16 protein-coding genes are annotated in these 15637 nt (G+C 68.9%); all 16 read left to right on the forward strand.

Going from position 1 to position 15637, the window contains the following annotated elements; translation table 11 throughout:
- Positions 1–166: 166 nt before the first annotated feature.
- Entirely contained in the window at positions 167–1300 is a 1134-nt protein-coding gene (locus AC07C1_RS25655) for an LCP family protein (protein ID WP_478942581.1), read from the forward strand.
- 226 nt (positions 1301–1526) lie between these two features.
- Positions 1527–1748, forward strand: coding sequence for a 50S ribosomal protein L31 (gene rpmE / locus AC07C1_RS25660; protein ID WP_015657814.1), 222 nt, complete (start codon positions 1527–1529; stop codon positions 1746–1748).
- A 106-nt stretch (positions 1749–1854) separates the two neighbouring features.
- A complete protein-coding gene (gene prfA / locus AC07C1_RS25665) occupies positions 1855–2922 on the forward strand; it encodes a peptide chain release factor 1 (RefSeq protein ID WP_478942716.1) in 1068 nt (355 codons plus the stop codon).
- 39 nt (positions 2923–2961) lie between these two features.
- Complete coding sequence (prmC, locus tag AC07C1_RS25670) at positions 2962–3807, forward strand: peptide chain release factor N(5)-glutamine methyltransferase (RefSeq protein ID WP_478942582.1); 846 nt, start codon at positions 2962–2964, stop codon at positions 3805–3807.
- Positions 3808–3859: 52 nt separating this feature from the next.
- Positions 3860–4507 (forward strand): L-threonylcarbamoyladenylate synthase, encoded by a 648-nt coding sequence (locus AC07C1_RS25675; RefSeq protein WP_478942584.1) that lies wholly within the window; start codon positions 3860–3862, stop codon positions 4505–4507.
- Entirely contained in the window at positions 4504–5181 is a 678-nt protein-coding gene (locus tag AC07C1_RS25680; RefSeq protein ID WP_478942585.1) for an arsenate reductase/protein-tyrosine-phosphatase family protein, read from the forward strand. Before AC07C1_RS25675 ends, AC07C1_RS25680 begins: the two co-directional genes overlap by 4 nt.
- 78 nt (positions 5182–5259) lie before the next feature.
- On the forward strand, positions 5260–6498 hold the full coding sequence (locus AC07C1_RS25685; RefSeq protein ID WP_478942586.1) for a serine hydroxymethyltransferase: 1239 nt from the start codon (positions 5260–5262) through the stop codon (positions 6496–6498).
- 150 nt (positions 6499–6648) lie between these two features.
- Positions 6649–7968, forward strand: a complete 1320-nt coding sequence (locus AC07C1_RS25690) for an MraY family glycosyltransferase (protein WP_478942588.1) — start codon at positions 6649–6651, stop codon at positions 7966–7968.
- 305 nt (positions 7969–8273) lie between these two features.
- The gene (locus AC07C1_RS25695) at positions 8274–8720 is read left to right on the forward strand and encodes a hypothetical protein (RefSeq protein ID WP_478942590.1); all 447 of its coding nucleotides are present in this window, start codon (positions 8274–8276) and stop codon (positions 8718–8720) included.
- Positions 8721–8945: 225 nt separating this feature from the next.
- On the forward strand, positions 8946–9767 hold the full coding sequence (gene atpB, locus AC07C1_RS25700) for a F0F1 ATP synthase subunit A (protein ID WP_478942591.1): 822 nt from the start codon (positions 8946–8948) through the stop codon (positions 9765–9767).
- A 74-nt stretch (positions 9768–9841) separates the two neighbouring features.
- Positions 9842–10084 (forward strand): ATP synthase subunit c family protein, encoded by a 243-nt coding sequence (locus tag AC07C1_RS25705; protein WP_388850538.1) that lies wholly within the window; start codon positions 9842–9844, stop codon positions 10082–10084.
- A gap of 41 nt (positions 10085–10125) precedes the next feature.
- Positions 10126–10671 carry a F0F1 ATP synthase subunit B gene (locus AC07C1_RS25710; RefSeq protein ID WP_478942593.1) on the forward strand — a complete coding sequence of 182 codons (546 nt, stop codon included), beginning with the start codon at positions 10126–10128 and terminating at the stop codon, positions 10669–10671.
- Positions 10668–11483, forward strand: a complete 816-nt coding sequence (locus AC07C1_RS25715; protein ID WP_478942595.1) for a F0F1 ATP synthase subunit delta — start codon at positions 10668–10670, stop codon at positions 11481–11483. Before AC07C1_RS25710 ends, AC07C1_RS25715 begins: the two co-directional genes overlap by 4 nt.
- A 136-nt stretch (positions 11484–11619) precedes the next feature.
- Positions 11620–13212 (forward strand): F0F1 ATP synthase subunit alpha, encoded by a 1593-nt coding sequence (gene atpA, locus AC07C1_RS25720; RefSeq protein ID WP_478942596.1) that lies wholly within the window; start codon positions 11620–11622, stop codon positions 13210–13212.
- Positions 13213–13233: 21 nt separating this feature from the next.
- Positions 13234–14151, forward strand: a complete 918-nt coding sequence (locus tag AC07C1_RS25725; protein WP_478942598.1) for a F0F1 ATP synthase subunit gamma — start codon at positions 13234–13236, stop codon at positions 14149–14151.
- Positions 14151–15587: a F0F1 ATP synthase subunit beta gene (gene atpD, locus AC07C1_RS25730; RefSeq protein WP_478942599.1), complete on the forward strand. Its 1437-nt coding sequence runs from the start codon at positions 14151–14153 to the stop codon at positions 15585–15587. The genes AC07C1_RS25725 and atpD overlap by 1 nt, the downstream gene beginning before the upstream one ends.
- The last annotated feature ends 50 nt before the right edge of the window (positions 15588–15637 follow it).

Consider the following 15637-nt stretch of genomic DNA (forward strand, 5'->3'; position numbering starts at 1 on the left):
CCCGTAGTGACGCAGAGTGCCCATCGCTGGACGCGGTGGGCACTCTGCGTTGTGCAACCCTTTCCCGGGTTTCTCCGTCTGACCGGGCGGAGCGACGATGGAGCGGTGACGACCGCGCCTGACCCTGAAAGCAGGGGGTAACCGACCAACGAGACCTGGGAGCGATGTGTCCGCCGAGAGCACGCCGGAGTCCGGCATAACGGAGCCGGCCAAGACCGATCCCCGCCGTGGCAAGGGCCGCCGCCGTAGGCCCCGCAGCGGGAGCCGCAAGGCCCTGCTCGTCACGGCCTGGACGGCCGCGGGCGTGGTCGTGCTGGGTGGCACCGGCGTCGGATACCTGTACTTCAAGCTCAACGGCAACCTCCGCAGCATCGACATCAACCAGGCCCTCGGCAACGACCGGCCCACGAAGGTCGACAACGGTTCCGAGAACATCCTGGTCCTCGGCTCGGACACGCGCTCCGGCAAGAACAAGAAGCTCGGCGGCGGCGCCGACGACGGCAGCGCCCGCTCCGACACGGCGATGATCGTGCACGTCTACGAGGGCCACCGGAAGGCCAGCGTGGTCTCGGTCCCGCGGGACACCCTGATCGACCGTCCCGAGTGCACCGACACCGGCGGTACGGCCCACCCGGCCGCGTCGGGCGTGATGTTCAACTCGGCCTACTCCACGGGCGGCGCGGCCTGCGCGGTGAAGACCGTCGAGTCCCTCACCGGCATCCGCATGGACCACTATCTGGAGGTCGACTTCTCGGGCTTCCAGAAGCTCATCGACGACCTCGGCGGGGTCCAGGTCACCACGACCAGGAACATCGCCGACCCGCAGAGCCATCTGGACCTCAAGGCCGGCACCCACACCCTCGACGGACAGCAGGCCCTCGGCCTGGTCCGCACCCGGCACGGTGTGGGCGACGGCTCCGACCTGGGCCGCATCCAGCTCCAGCAGGCGTTCATCAAGGCACTGATCGACCAGGTCAAGCACGTCGGCGTCCTCACGAACCCCAAGAAGCTGTACGACCTCGCCGACACCGCCACCAAGGCCGTCACCACCGACTCCGACCTCGGCTCGGTGAACTCCCTGATCGGCTTCGCGAGCGGTCTCAAGGGCATCAGCTCGTCCCACATGAAGATGGTCACGATGCCGGTCCGCTACGACCCGGCCGACCCCAACCGTGTGCTCCTGCAGAAGACCAAGGCCCAGCAGGTCTGGACGGCCCTGAAGAACGACCGCCCGATCCCCGCGTCGGCCATGGAGGGAACGGCCACCGGCGAGGCCCAGGGCGTCGTCACGGGGTCGTAGCGCGAGCAGCGCCGCGCAGGGCCCGGGAGACGGGGCTGCGGGAGCCGCCGTCCGTGGTGCAGCCGCAAGGCCCTTCGTCACGCTCCCGGCTTCCGGGAATAGTTCCCGCCGCCCCCCGGTTTTGGGGGATGGCCCCAGTCCTGGCAGACTGGTACGTCGGCTCCGGTTCACGCTCCCCGCATCCCGCGGCGGCGACCCGGCGCCCTCCCGAAACCTAGGAGACACCTTGAAGCGCGACATCCACCCCGAGTACGTCGAGACGCAGGTCAGCTGCACCTGCGGTGCGTCGTTCACCACCCGTAGCACCATCGAGTCCGGCACCATCCGGGCCGAGGTCTGCTCCGAGTGCCACCCGTTCTACACGGGTAAGCAGAAGATCCTCGACACCGGTGGCCGTGTGGCCCGCTTCGAGGCCCGCTTCGGCAAGGCTGCCGGCTCCAAGAAGTAGCGAGCCCCATTTCGCCGGTCCACGGTCACGCCCCAGCCGGGGTGTGCCCGGGACCGGCGTTTTTGGTCGCCCGCCCTTCCCTTCACCGCAGTACAGGAGCCGAATGATGTTCGAGGCCGTCGAGGAACTCGTCGCCGAGCACGCCGATCTGGAGACGAAGCTCGCCGATCCGTCGGTCCACGCCGACCAGGCGAACGCGCGCAAGCTGAACAAGCGGTACGCCGAGCTGACCCCGATCGTCGCCACGTACCGCTCCTGGAAGCAGACCGGCGACGACATCGAGACGGCGAAGGAATTCGTCGCCGACGACCCCGACTTCGCCGCCGAGGTCAAGGACCTGGAGAAGCAGCGCGAGGAGCTGACCGAGAAGCTGCGCCTGCTGCTCGTGCCGCGCGACCCGAGTGACGACAAGGACGTCATCCTGGAGATCAAGGCGGGCGCCGGCGGCGACGAGTCCGCCCTGTTCGCCGGTGATCTGCTGCGCATGTACCTGCGCTACGCCGAACGCATCGGCTGGAAGACCGAGATCATCGACGCCACCGAGTCCGAGCTGGGCGGCTACAAGGACGTCCAGGTCGCCGTGAAGGCCCGCGGGCAGATCGAGCCCGGCCAGGGTGTGTGGGCGCGGCTGAAGTACGAGGGCGGTGTGCACCGTGTGCAGCGCGTGCCGGCCACCGAGTCCCAGGGCCGTATCCACACCTCCGCCGCCGGTGTCCTCGTCACCCCGGAAGCCGAGGAGGTGGACGTGGAGATCAACCCGAACGACCTGCGGATCGACGTCTACCGGTCCTCCGGCCCGGGCGGCCAGTCCGTCAACACCACCGACTCCGCCGTGCGCATCACGCACCTTCCCACCGGAGTCGTCGCCTCCTGCCAGAACGAGAAGAGCCAGCTGCAGAACAAGGAGCAGGCGATGCGTATCCTGCGCTCCAGGCTGCTCGCAGCGGCACAGGAGGAGGCGGAGCGGGAGGCCGCCGACGCCCGCCGCAGCCAGGTCCGCACCGTCGACCGCTCCGAGAAGATCCGTACCTACAACTTCCCGGAGAACCGCATCTCGGACCACCGCGTCGGCTTCAAGGCCTACAACCTGGACCAGGTCCTGGACGGCGACCTCGACGCGATGATCCAGGCCTGCGTCGACGCCGACTCGGCCGCGAAGCTGGCGGCCGCGTAAGAGGCGTACGCACGCACGAGTACGACACGGAGGACTTGCGTGAACCTGCTGCTCGCGGAGGTGGCCCAGGCCACACAGCGGCTGGCCGACGCCGGCGTGCCCTCGCCGCGCAACGACGCGGAGGAGCTCGCCGCGTTCGTGCACGGGGTGAAGCGCGGCGAACTGCACTCCGTGAAGGATGCGGACTTCGACGCCCGGTACTGGGAGGTCATCGCCCGGCGTGAGCAGCGCGAGCCGCTGCAGCACATCACCGGCCGTGCCTACTTCCGGTACCTGGAACTGCAGGTCGGGCCGGGTGTGTTCGTGCCCCGGCCGGAGACCGAGTCGGTGGTCGGCTGGGCCATAGACGCCGTACGCGCCATGGACGTGGTCGAGCCCTGCATCGTCGACCTGTGCACCGGCTCCGGCGCCATCGCGCTCGCCCTCGCCCAGGAGGTCCCCCGCTCCCGCGTGCACGCCGTGGAGCTGTCCGAGGACGCCCTGGTGTGGACCCGTAAGAACGTGGCCGGGTCGAGGGTCGAGCTGCGGCAGGGTGACGCGCTGACGGCCTTTCCCGACCTCGACGGCCAGGTCGACCTGGTGATCTCCAACCCGCCGTACATCCCGCTCACCGAATGGGAGTACGTCGCCCCGGAGGCCCGCGACTACGACCCGGAACTGGCGTTGTTCTCCGGGGAGGACGGCCTCGACCTCATCCGTGGCATCGAGCGCACCGCGCACCGGCTGCTGCGCCCGGGCGGGGTCGTCGTCATCGAGCACGCCGACACCCAGGGCGGCCAGGTGCCGTGGATCTTCACCGAGGAGCGGGGCTGGGCCGACGCGGCCGACCACCCCGACCTCAACAAACGCCCCCGGTTCGCGACCGCCCGCAAGGCGCTGCCGTGAGCACCCCGACGACTTCCAGCCAGCAGTACGTGTACGAGGAGGCCCGCTAGACATGGCACGGCGATACGACACCAATGACGCGACCGACCGCGTGACGGGTCTGCGCGAGGCCGCGTCCGCCGTCCGCCGGGGCGAGCTGGTGGTGCTGCCGACCGACACGGTGTACGGCATCGGCGCCGACGCGTTCTCCTCGGAGGCCGTCACCGACCTGCTGGCCGCCAAGGGCCGGGGCCGCAACATGCCCACCCCCGTCCTCATCGGCTCCCCGAACACGCTGCACGGCCTCGTCACGGACTTCTCGGAGCTGGCCTGGGAGCTGGTCGACGCGTTCTGGCCGGGCGCCCTGACGCTGGTCGCCAAGCACCAGCCGTCGCTGCAGTGGGATCTCGGCGACACCCGGGGCACGGTTGCCGTGCGCATGCCGCTGCACCCGGTCGCCATCGAGCTGCTCAACGAGGTCGGCCCCATGGCCGTCTCCTCGGCCAACCTCACCGGCCACCCGGCGCCGGAGAACTGCGACGCGGCCCAGGGCATGCTCGGCGACTCCGTCTCCGTCTACCTCGACGGCGGCCCCACCCCCGGCAACGTGCCGTCGTCCATCGTGGACGTCTCCCGTGAGGTGCCGCTGCTGCTGCGCGAGGGCGCGATCTCCCCGGACGAGCTGCGCAAGGTGGTACCCGACCTCGAGGTGGCGAATTGACGGCCCCTGAAGCGGGGCGTGGCATAGGCATCGGGGAGCGTGTCGCGGAGGAGACGACGACCTTCGGCTTGCCGCGCGACAGCTTCCGCATCCTCCACGTCAGCACCGGCAACGTGTGCCGCTCGCCCATCACCGAGCGGCTGACCCGCCATTTCGTGGCCGAGCGGCTCGGCGTGCTCGGCGGCGGGCTGATCGTGGAGAGCGCCGGCACCTGGGGTCACGAGGGCGCGCCCATGGAGGCCAACGCGGAGACCGTGCTGGCGGACTTCGGCGCGGACGCCTCCGGGTTCACCGGCCGGGAGCTGCTGGACGAGCACGTCATCATGGCCGACCTCGTGCTGACGGCCACCCGCGACCACCGCGCCCAGGTCATCTCCATGGGCCATTCGGCGGGTCTGCGCACCTTCACCCTGAAGGAGTTCACCCGCCTGGTCCGGGCGATAGACCCGGCCACCCTGCCGCCCCTGGAGGACGGCGTGGTCATGCGGGCCCGTGCGCTGGTCCGCGCGGCGGCCGCGCTGCGCGGCTGGCTGCTGGCCCCGACCGCCGAGGCGGACGAGGTGTACGACCCCTACGGCGCCCCGTTGCCGTTCTTCCGGTCCATCGGGGACGAGATAAGGGACGCGCTGGACCCGGTGGTCACTGCGCTGACAGGCGTACCGGCACGGACGTAGACGGCGTGACAACCGCGCGTCCCCCGCACCCCGGGCCTACATTGGACCTACGTCACCGTCGACCGCCCGGAGCCCGTCATGTCGGTCACACCTGTCCTCGAGACCGATCCCCTGCGACGGCAGGACCCCGAGCTGGCGGAGATCCTGCGGGGCGAGCTGGTGCGGCAGTCGACGACGCTCCAGCTCATCGCCGCCGAGAACTTCACCTCGCCCGCCGTCCTCGCGGCCCTGGGCTCGCCGCTCGCCAACAAGTACGCCGAGGGCTACCCCGGCGCCCGGCACCACGGCGGCTGTGAACTCGTGGACGTCGCCGAGCGCCTCGCCATCGAGCGCGCCAAGGCGCTGTTCGGCGCCGAGCACGCCAACGTCCAGTCGCACTCGGGCTCTTCGGCCGTCCTGGCCGCCTACGCGGCCCTGCTGCGCCCCGGCGACACCGTCCTCGCCCTCGGCCTGCCCTACGGCGGCCACCTCACCCACGGCTCGCCGGCGAACTTCTCCGGCCGCTGGTTCGACTTCGTCGGCTACGGCGTCGACGCCGAGTCCGGGCTCGTCGACCACGACCAGCTGCGCCACCTGGCCCGCAACCACCGCCCCAAGGCCATCGTCTGCGGCTCCATCGCCTACCCCCGCCACTTCGACCACGCCTTCTTCCGCGAGGTCGCCGACGAGGTCGGGGCCTATCTGATCGTGGACGCGGCGCACCCGATCGGCCTGGTCGCCGGGGGAGCGGCGCCGAACCCGGTGCCGTACGCGGACATCGTGTGCGCCACCACCCACAAGGTGCTGCGCGGCCCGCGCGGCGGGATGATCCTGTGCGGCGCCGAGCTGGCCGAACGCGTCGACCGGGCCGTCTTCCCGTTCACGCAGAGCGGCGCGCAGATGCACACCATCGCCGCGAAGGCCGTCGCGTTCGGTGAGGCGGCGACCCCGGCGTTCTCGGCGTACGCCCATCAGGTGGTCGCCAACGCGCGGGTGCTCGCCGGTCACCTGGCCGCCGAGGGCCTCGCCGTGACCACCGGCGGCACCGACACCCACCTGATCACCGCCGACCCGGCCCCGCTCGGCATGGAGGGCCGCACCGCGCGCGGCCGGCTCCTCGCCGCCGGTCTGGTGCTGGACTGCTGCGCGCTGCCGCACGGCGACGGCCGCGGCCTGCGCCTGGGCACGGCCGCCGTGACCACCCAGGGCATGGGGGAGCCGGAGATGGTGCGGATCGCCGCCCTGCTCGCCGCCGTGCTGCGCGGTGACACGAACCCGGCCGGAGCGCGGGCGGAGGTACGCGAGCTGACCGGCAGATTCCCGCCGTATCCCGGTTGAGCGGGGGTAGACGCACAGCCGTACACACTGGTGTGACCGTCGTGCACAGCCACACGTGCAACCATCGTCGCTACCCGGAAGTCCTCATCCATATGCGTCCCTCGCTAGGGTGTGGGGCTGTGATGGCCAGCGAGACCTGTGGGGAAGCCCGTGCGTGAATACCTGCTGACGCTCTGTGTCACGGCCGCGGTGACGTATCTGCTGACAGGGCCGGTACGGAAGTTCGCGATCGTGGCCGGGGCGATGCCGGAGATCCGGGCCCGTGACGTGCACCGGGAACCCACTCCGCGCCTCGGCGGTATCGCCATGTTCTTCGGCCTGTGCGCGGGCCTGCTGGTCGCCGACCACCTGACCAACCTCAACGAGGTCTTCGCCAAGTCGAACGAGCCGCGCGCCCTGCTCTCCGGTGCGGCGCTGATCTGGCTGATCGGCGTGCTGGACGACAAGTTCGAGATCGACGCGCTGATCAAGCTGGGCGGCCAGATGATCGCCGCGGGCGTGATGGTCATGCAGGGTCTGACGATCCTGTGGCTGCCCATCCCGAGTGTCGGCACGGTCGCGCTGACCCAGTGGCAGGGCACCCTGCTGACGGTGGCGCTGGTCGTGATCACCATCAACGCGGTCAACTTCGTGGACGGCCTCGACGGTCTCGCCGCCGGCATGGTGTGCATCGCGGCCGCCGCGTTCTTCATGTACACGTACCGGATCTGGTACTCGTACGGCATCGAGGCCGCCGCCCCCGCGACGCTGTTCGCGGCCATCCTGATGGGCATGTGCCTGGGCTTCCTGCCGCACAACATGCACCCCGCGCGGATCTTCATGGGCGACTCGGGCTCGATGCTGATCGGGCTGGTGCTCGCCGCGGGCGCCATCTCCGTCACGGGGCAGGTCGACCCGGACAACCTGTTCGGCGCGTCCGAGCGCAGCACCGTGCATCAGATGGTGCCGGTCTACATCCCGCTGCTGATGCCGCTCACGATCATCGCCGTGCCGGCCGCCGACCTGGTGCTGGCGATCGTCCGGCGCACCTGGCGCGGCCAGTCGCCGTTCGCCGCGGACCGGGGCCATCTGCACCACCGGCTGCTGGAGATCGGCCACTCGCACAGCCGGGCCGTGCTGATCATGTACTTCTGGTCGGCGCTGATCGGCTTCGGGGCGCTGGCGTACTCGGTGAACTCGGCGTCGATGTGGATCGTGCTGGGCGTGGTCTTCCTCAGCGCCGTCGGCCTTGTCCTGCTGCTGCTCCCGCGCTTCACACCACGCGTGCCGGTGTGGGCGCAGCGGTTCGTACCGCCCCGGTACCGCAGGCGGCGCAGTGCGGCCGGGGCCGCCGTGCCCGCGGAGACGAGCGCGCGGGAGGCCGTGGAGGACACGGAGGACGAGGAGCGTGCCCCCGTCGCGGCGGGCGTCTCGGGCGCCAACGGCGCGACCGCGATCGGCCCCCGCTCGCGTTTCCCGGACCGTCGCTGAGGCGGCGGCCAAGGTAAGAATCTGACTAGAGCATTGCCAACTCGTGGGGGAGCAAAGCCCCCCAATACCAGACAAGTCGGCACTGTTTCTGCACAGACGCGCACTGTCACTCTCATGTGTGACAGCGAGCACACCAACCAGGTAAAGACCTCATCAAATAGTTTGTGATACGGTTCACGAGAACCCCGGATAGAGCCGAAGGAACCAGTGCGATGGTCCATCGGTGTGAGGGCTCGACCCCCTCGGCCCGGGACTACGCTCGTCCATGACGACACCTGCCCCCCTGTGAAAGCGGAGTTGCCGCCATGCCGTCCAATGACGCCCGGATCCTGGCCCAGGCCGCCGTACCCACGGCTGTCGTCGGCGTGATCGCCGCCGCCGTCAGCGGTGCGGTCGCCGGTGGCAAGGGAGCGATCGGGGCGGTTGTCGCGACGGTGATCGTGATTCTCTTCATGGGGCTTGGGCTCTACGTTCTGCAGCGCACCGCCAAATCACTGCCGCATCTCTTCCAGGCCATGGGCCTGATGCTCTACGCGGCCCAGATCCTGCTGCTGTTCGTTTTCATGGCCGTGTTCAAGCACACGACGCTGTTCAATCCCAAGGCTTTCGCGTTCACGCTCCTCGCCGGCACCCTCGCCTGGATCGCCGCGCAGACGCGTGCCCACATGAAGTCGAAGATCCTCTACGTCGAACCCGAACCGACCCCGTCGTCCGACGGCGAAAAGTCCCACAAGTCGGGGCACTCGTCGTGAGGGGTAGGGCCGGGATAAAGACGCATGACAGATCCTGCTATCGTCCGGTGCCAACTGCGGCATCGCGGGCGCGGGCATCCGAGCTGACGCCTGTTCAATCGCGAGGCGAGATGCCCCCAAGCCGCCCCCACATCCGTAACACCAGTCCCGTGCCGAACCGCGGCAGTGCGCCGCGCCGACACAACGAGGTTGCCGTACCTATGCGCCACGCTGAAGGAGCCCGCGGTGAGTGCTGACCCGACGCAGGTGCTCGCCTTCGAGACCGACTGCCACATCTTCGACGGCTGTGGCTTCCCGGCTCCCGGCCTGCACTCGTTCCTGTTCAAGCCCCTGTGGGGTGACGCCGACAGCAACGTGTACTTCAACAAGACGATGCTGCTGGCGCTGCTCGGTTCCATCGTCATCGTCGGCTTCTTCTGGGCCGCGTTCCGCAAGCCGAAGGTAGTTCCCGGCAAGCTGCAGATGGTCGCCGAGGCCGGTTACGACTTCATCCGCCGGGGCGTCGTCTACGAGACCATCGGCAAGAGGGAAGGCGAGAAGTACGTCCCGCTCGTCGTCTCGCTGTTCTTCTTCATCTGGATGATGAACCTCTGGTCGATCATCCCGGTCGCCCAGTTCCCGGTGACGTCGATCATCTCGTACCCGCTGGTCCTCGCGGTGATCGTCTACGTCCTGTGGGTGTCGCTCACCTTCAAGCGCCACGGCTTCGTAGGCTTCTTCAAGAACGTCACGGGCTACGACAAGTCCCTCGGAGCGGTGCTGCCGCTGTCGATGACGATCGAGTTCTTCTCGAACCTGCTGGTGCGGCCCTTCACCCACGCTGTGCGACTCTTCGCCAACATGTTCGCGGGCCACACCCTGCTGCTGCTCTTCACGATCGCCAGCTGGTACCTGCTGAACGGCATCGGGATCGCCTACGCCGGCGTCAGCTTCATCATGACCATCGTGATGACGGCCTTCGAGCTCTTCATCCAGGCACTGCAGGCATACGTCTTCGTCCTCCTGACGTGCACCTACATCCAGGGCGCCCTCGCCGAGCACCACTGAGCGCCGCCCCGCCCACCCCCTGATCGTCCGGTGGCCAACCCCCACCGGTCCGTAAAGAAGAAGGAAGAATCGGCATGTCCGCTCTCCAGACCCTTGCTGCCGACGGCGTCACCGGCTCCCTCGGTTCCATCGGCTACGGCCTTGCGGCCATCGGCCCCGGCGTTGGCGTCGGCATCATCTTCGGTAACGGCACCCAGGCCCTCGCCCGCCAGCCCGAGGCGGCCGGCCTGATCCGTGCCAACCAGATCCTCGGCTTCGCCTTCTGTGAGGCGCTCGCCCTGATCGGTCTGGTCATGCCGTTCGTCTACGGCCCCTGATCCACCGATCAGCGAACGCCACCTAGACGAAAGGCACTGACATGAGCCAGCTGCTCAACCTGGCGGCCGAGAGCGGTGAAAACCCCCTCGTCCCGCCGATTCCCGAGCTCGTCATCGGCCTGATCGCCTTCGTCATCGTCTTCGGCTTGCTCGCCAAGAAGCTCCTCCCGAACATCAACAAGGTTCTGGAGGAGCGTCGCGAGGCCATCGAGGGCGGTATCGAAAAGGCCGAGGCCGCACAGACCGAGGCCCAGAGCGTCCTCGAGCAGTACAAGGCCCAGCTCGCCGAGGCCCGGCACGAGGCCGCGCGCCTGCGCCAGGAGGCGCAGGAGCAGGGTGCCGCGCTCATCGCCGAGATGCGCGCCGAGGGCCAGCGGCAGCGCGAGGAGATCGTCGCCACCGGTCACGCCCAGATCGAGGCCGACCGCAAGGCCGCGGCGTCCTCGCTGCGCCAGGACGTCGGCAAGCTCGCCACCGACCTGGCCGGCAAGCTCGTCGGTGAGTCCCTCGAGGACCACGCCCGCCAGAGCCGTGTGATCGACCGCTTCCTCGACGAGCTCGAGGAGAAGGCCGAGGCCACGCGATGAACGGAGCGAGCCGCGGGGCCCTGGCAGCCGCACGTGAGCGTCTCGACGCGCTGACGGACTCCACGTCCGTGGACGCCGCGCAGCTCGCCGACGAGCTGGCGGCCGTCACCGCGCTGCTCGACCGCGAGGCCGGCCTGCGCCGGGCCCTCACCGACCCGGCGCAGCCCGCAGAGGCGAAGGCCGAACTGGTCCGGCGTCTGATCGGCGGACAGGTCAGCGGCGCGACCGCCGACCTGGTGGCCGGTACCGCCCGCGCCCGCTGGTCGCAGTCCCGCGACCTGGTGGACGCGCTGGAGGACCTGGCGGACATCGCCGACCTCACGGCCGCGGAGAAGACGGGCGACCTCGACGACGTCGAGGACGAGCTGTTCCGGTTCGGCCGGATCGTCTCCTCCAGCACCGAGCTGCGCGCGGCACTGACCGACCGCAGGGCCGGGACGCAGGCGAAGACCGAGCTGCTCAACCGGCTGCTCGGCGGGCGGGCCAAGCCGGCCACCGAGCGTCTGGTGACGCGCCTCGTCACCGCGCCGCGGGGACGTAGCCTGGAAGCGGGACTGGAGTCCCTGTCCAAGCTCGCCGCCGAGCGCCGGGACCGCATGGTCGCCGTCGTCACCTCGGCGGTGCCGCTGAGCGACGGACAGAAGCAGCGCCTCGGCGCCGCCCTGGCCAAGCTCTACGGCCGCCGGATGCACCTGAACCTGGACGTGGACCCCGAGGTCCTCGGCGGGATCCGGGTGCAGGTCGGTGACGAGGTCATCAACGGCTCCCTCGCGGACCGGCTGGACGAGGCCGCCCGCCGCATGGCGAGCTAGCAGCACCGATATTCCGAAAAGCAGTACGTAATTACGGCCCTGGTTGGGCCGTGCAGAGGATTCACCTCTTTCGAGGGGGAGTCCCCATCCCCCCAAAGTGAAACTTCGGGCCCAACAAGGAGAGCAGGGAACCCAGATGGCGGAGCTCACGATCCGGCCGGAGGAGATCCGGGACGCGCTGGAGAACTTCGTCCAGTCGTACAAGCCGGACGCGGCCTCGCGCGAGGAAGTCGGTACGGTCACCGTCGCCGGCGACGGTATCGCCAAGATCGAGGGCCTGCCCTCGGCCATGGCGAACGAACTGCTGAAGTTCGAGGACGGTTCCCTCGGTCTCGCGCTGAACCTGGAAGAGCGCGAGATCGGTGCGGTCGTCCTCGGCGAGTTCAGCGGCATCGAGGAGGGTCAGCCGGTCACCCGTACCGGTGAGATCCTCTCCGTCGCGGTCGGCGAGGGCTACCTCGGCCGTGTCGTCGACCCGCTCGGCAACCCGATCGACGGCCTCGGCGAGATCGAGACGTCCGGCCGCCGCGCGCTCGAGCTGCAGGCCCCCACGGTCATGCAGCGCAAGTCGGTGCACGAGCCGATGGAGACCGGCTACAAGGCCGTCGACGCGATGACCCCGATCGGCCGTGGTCAGCGTCAGCTGATCATCGGTGACCGCCAGACGGGCAAGACCGCCCTGGCCGTCGACACGATCATCAACCAGCGCGACAACTGGCGCACCGGCGACCCGAAGAAGCAGGTCCGCTGCATCTACGTCGCCATCGGCCAGAAGGGCTCCACCATCGCCGGCGTGCGCCGCGCGCTGGAGGAGAACGGCGCCCTGGAGTACACGACCATCGTCGCCGCCCCGGCGTCCGACCCGGCCGGCTTCAAGTACCTGGCGCCGTACACCGGTTCGGCCATCGGTCAGCAGTGGATGTACGAGGGCAAGCACGTCCTCATCATCTTCGACGACCTGTCGAAGCAGGCCGACGCCTACCGCGCCGTGTCGCTGCTGCTGCGCCGCCCGCCGGGCCGTGAGGCCTACCCGGGTGACGTCTTCTACCTGCACTCCCGTCTGCTGGAGCGTTGCGCGAAGCTCTCCGACGACGAGGGCGCCGGCTCGATGACCGGTCTGCCGATCGTCGAGACCAAGGCCAACGACGTCTCGGCGTTCATCCCGACCAACGTCATCTCCATCACCGACGGCCAGTGCTTCCTGGAGTCGGACCTGTTCAACGCCGGTCAGCGTCCCGCGCTGAACGTCGGTATCTCCGTCTCCCGAGTCGGTGGTTCCGCGCAGCACAAGGCGATGCGCCAGGTCTCCGGCCGCCTCCGTGTGGACCTCGCCCAGTTCCGTGAGCTGGAGGCGTTCGCCGCCTTCGGTTCCGACCTGGACGCGGCCTCCAAGGCTCAGCTGGAGCGCGGTCAGCGCATGGTCGAGCTGCTGAAGCAGGACCAGTACCAGCCGATGGCCACCGAGGACCAGGTCGTCTCCGTCTGGGCCGGCACCAACGGCCGTATGGACGAGGTCCCGGTCGCCGACATCCGCCGCTTCGAGAAGGAACTGATCGACTTCCTGCACCGGAAGCACCAGGGCCTGATGACCTCCATCAGGGAGGGCGCCAAGATGTCGGACGACACGATCCAGGCGATCGACGACGCGGTGGCGGAGTTCAAGAAGCAGTTCGAGACCTCGGACGGCAAGCTGCTCGGCGAGGACACTCCTGCCGCTGCCGCCAAGTGACGTAAGGAAGGGACCTGACTCATGGGAGCCCAGCTCCGGGTCTACAAGCGTCGCATCCGATCCGTCACCGCGACCAAGAAGATCACCAAGGCGATGGAGATGATCGCCGCCTCGCGCGTCGTCAAGGCGCAGCGCAAGGTGGCGGCCTCCACCCCCTACGCGACCGAGCTGACACGCGCGGTCACGGCGGTCGGTACGGGTTCGAACACCAAGCACCCGCTCACCACGGAGGCGGAGAACCCGGCCCGTGCCGCGGTCCTGCTCCTCACGAGCGACCGCGGTCTGGCCGGTGCCTTCAACTCCAACGCCATCAAGGCGGCGGAGCAGCTGACCCTGCGCCTGGAGCGTGAGGGCAAGCAGGTCGACACGTACATCGTCGGCCGGCGCGGTGTCGCCCACTACAACTTCCGTGAGCGCAAGATCGCGGAGTCGTGGACGGGCTTCACCGACGAGCCGACGTACGCGGACGCCAAGAAGGTGGCGGCGCCCCTGATCGAGGCCATCGAGAAGGACACGGCCGAGGGTGGTGTGGACGAACTCCACATCGTCTTCACCGAGTTCATCTCGATGATGACGCAGACGGCGCTCGACGCCCGGCTGCTTCCGCTGCGCCTCGAAGAGGTCGCCGAGGAGGCCAGGCCGCAGGGGGAGATCCTCCCGCTGTACGACTTCGAGCCCTCGGCGGAGGACGTCCTCGACGCCCTGCTGCCACGCTACGTGGAAAGCCGGATCTACAACGCGCTGCTCCAGTCGGCCGCTTCGAAGCACGCCGCCACGCGGCGCGCGATGAAGTCGGCCACCGACAACGCGGGCGAGCTGATCAACACGCTCTCCCGTCTTGCCAACGCGGCCCGCCAGGCCGAAATCACCCAGGAAATCAGCGAGATCGTCGGTGGCGCCAGCGCCCTGGCCGACGCGACCGCGGGGAGTGACCGATAATGACCACCACTGTTGAGACCGCGACGGCTACGGGCCGCGTCGCCCGGGTCATCGGCCCGGTCGTCGACGTGGAGTTCCCCGTCGACGCGATGCCGGACATCTACCAGGCGCTGCACGTCGAGGTGGCCGACCCGGCCAACGCCGGCGCGAAGAAGACGCTGACCCTCGAGGTCGCCCAGCACCTGGGTGACGGCCTGGTCCGCACCATCTCCATGCAGCCGACCGACGGTCTGGTCCGCCAGGCCCCGGTCGTCGACACCGGCGCGCCGATCTCGGTGCCGGTCGGCGACTTCACCAAGGGCAAGGTGTTCAACACCCTCGGTGAGGTGCTGAACGTCGACGAGCAGTACGACGGTGAGCGCTGGCCGATCCACCGCAAGGCCCCGAACTTCGACGAGCTCGAGTCGAAGACCGAGATGTTCGAGACGGGCGTCAAGGTCATCGACCTGCTCACCCCGTACGTCAAGGGCGGCAAGATCGGCCTGTTCGGCGGTGCCGGCGTCGGCAAGACGGTGCTCATCCAGGAGATGATCTACCGTGTCGCCAACAACCACGACGGTGTCTCCGTGTTCGCCGGTGTCGGCGAGCGCACCCGTGAGGGCAACGACCTCATCGAGGAGATGACCGACTCGGGCGTCATCGACAAGACCGCGCTGGTCTTCGGTCAGATGGACGAGCCCCCGGGCACCCGTCTGCGCGTCGCGCTGGCCGGCCTGACCATGGCCGAGTACTTCCGTGACGTCCAGAAGCAGGACGTGCTGTTCTTCATCGACAACATCTTCCGCTTCACGCAGGCCGGTTCCGAGGTCTCCACCCTGCTCGGCCGTATGCCGTCCGCGGTGGGTTACCAGCCGAACCTGGCCGACGAGATGGGTCTCCTCCAGGAGCGCATCACCTCGACCCGCGGTCACTCGATCACCTCGATGCAGGCGATCTACGTCCCCGCGGACGACCTGACCGACCCGGCCCCGGCCACCACCTTCGCCCACCTCGACGCGACGACGGTTCTCTCCCGTCCGATCTCCGAGAAGGGCATCTACCCGGCCGTGGACCCGCTGGACTCCACGTCCCGCATCCTGGACCCGCGCTACATCGCCGCGGACCACTACAACGCGGCCATGCGGGTGAAGTCGGTGCTGCAGAAGTACAAGGACCTCCAGGACATCATCGCGATCCTCGGTATCGACGAGCTGGGCGAAGAGGACAAGCTCGTCGTCCACCGGGCCCGTCGTGTGGAGCGCTTCCTGTCCCAGAACACCCACGTCGCCAAGCAGTTCACCGGCGTCGACGGGTCGGACGTCCCGCTGGAGGAGTCGATCGCGGCCTTCAACGCGATCATCGACGGCGAGTACGACCACTTCCCGGAGCAGGCGTTCTTCATGTGCGGTGGCATTGAGGACCTCAAGGCCAACGCCAAGGAGCTGGGCGTCTCCTGAGCCTCGTGCTCTGGGTGAGGGGGCGGGTGCGTCCCGCCCCCTCTTCCACG

Source organism: Streptomyces sp. NPDC045022 (assembly GCF_056432605.1).

Coding starts and splice junctions, on each gene's coding strand:
- prfA (WP_478942716.1), top strand. CDS start 1,855: ATGTTCGAGGCCGTCGAGGAACTCGTCGCCGAGCACGCCGATCTGGAG.
- AC07C1_RS25675 (WP_478942584.1), top strand. CDS start 3,860: ATGGCACGGCGATACGACACCAATGACGCGACCGACCGCGTGACGGGT.
- AC07C1_RS25685 (WP_478942586.1), top strand. CDS start 5,260: ATGTCGGTCACACCTGTCCTCGAGACCGATCCCCTGCGACGGCAGGAC.
- AC07C1_RS25695 (WP_478942590.1), top strand. CDS start 8,274: ATGCCGTCCAATGACGCCCGGATCCTGGCCCAGGCCGCCGTACCCACG.
- AC07C1_RS25705 (WP_388850538.1), top strand. CDS start 9,842: ATGTCCGCTCTCCAGACCCTTGCTGCCGACGGCGTCACCGGCTCCCTC.
- AC07C1_RS25710 (WP_478942593.1), top strand. CDS start 10,126: ATGAGCCAGCTGCTCAACCTGGCGGCCGAGAGCGGTGAAAACCCCCTC.
- AC07C1_RS25715 (WP_478942595.1), top strand. CDS start 10,668: ATGAACGGAGCGAGCCGCGGGGCCCTGGCAGCCGCACGTGAGCGTCTC.
- atpA (WP_478942596.1), top strand. CDS start 11,620: ATGGCGGAGCTCACGATCCGGCCGGAGGAGATCCGGGACGCGCTGGAG.
- AC07C1_RS25725 (WP_478942598.1), top strand. CDS start 13,234: ATGGGAGCCCAGCTCCGGGTCTACAAGCGTCGCATCCGATCCGTCACC.
- atpD (WP_478942599.1), top strand. CDS start 14,151: ATGACCACCACTGTTGAGACCGCGACGGCTACGGGCCGCGTCGCCCGG.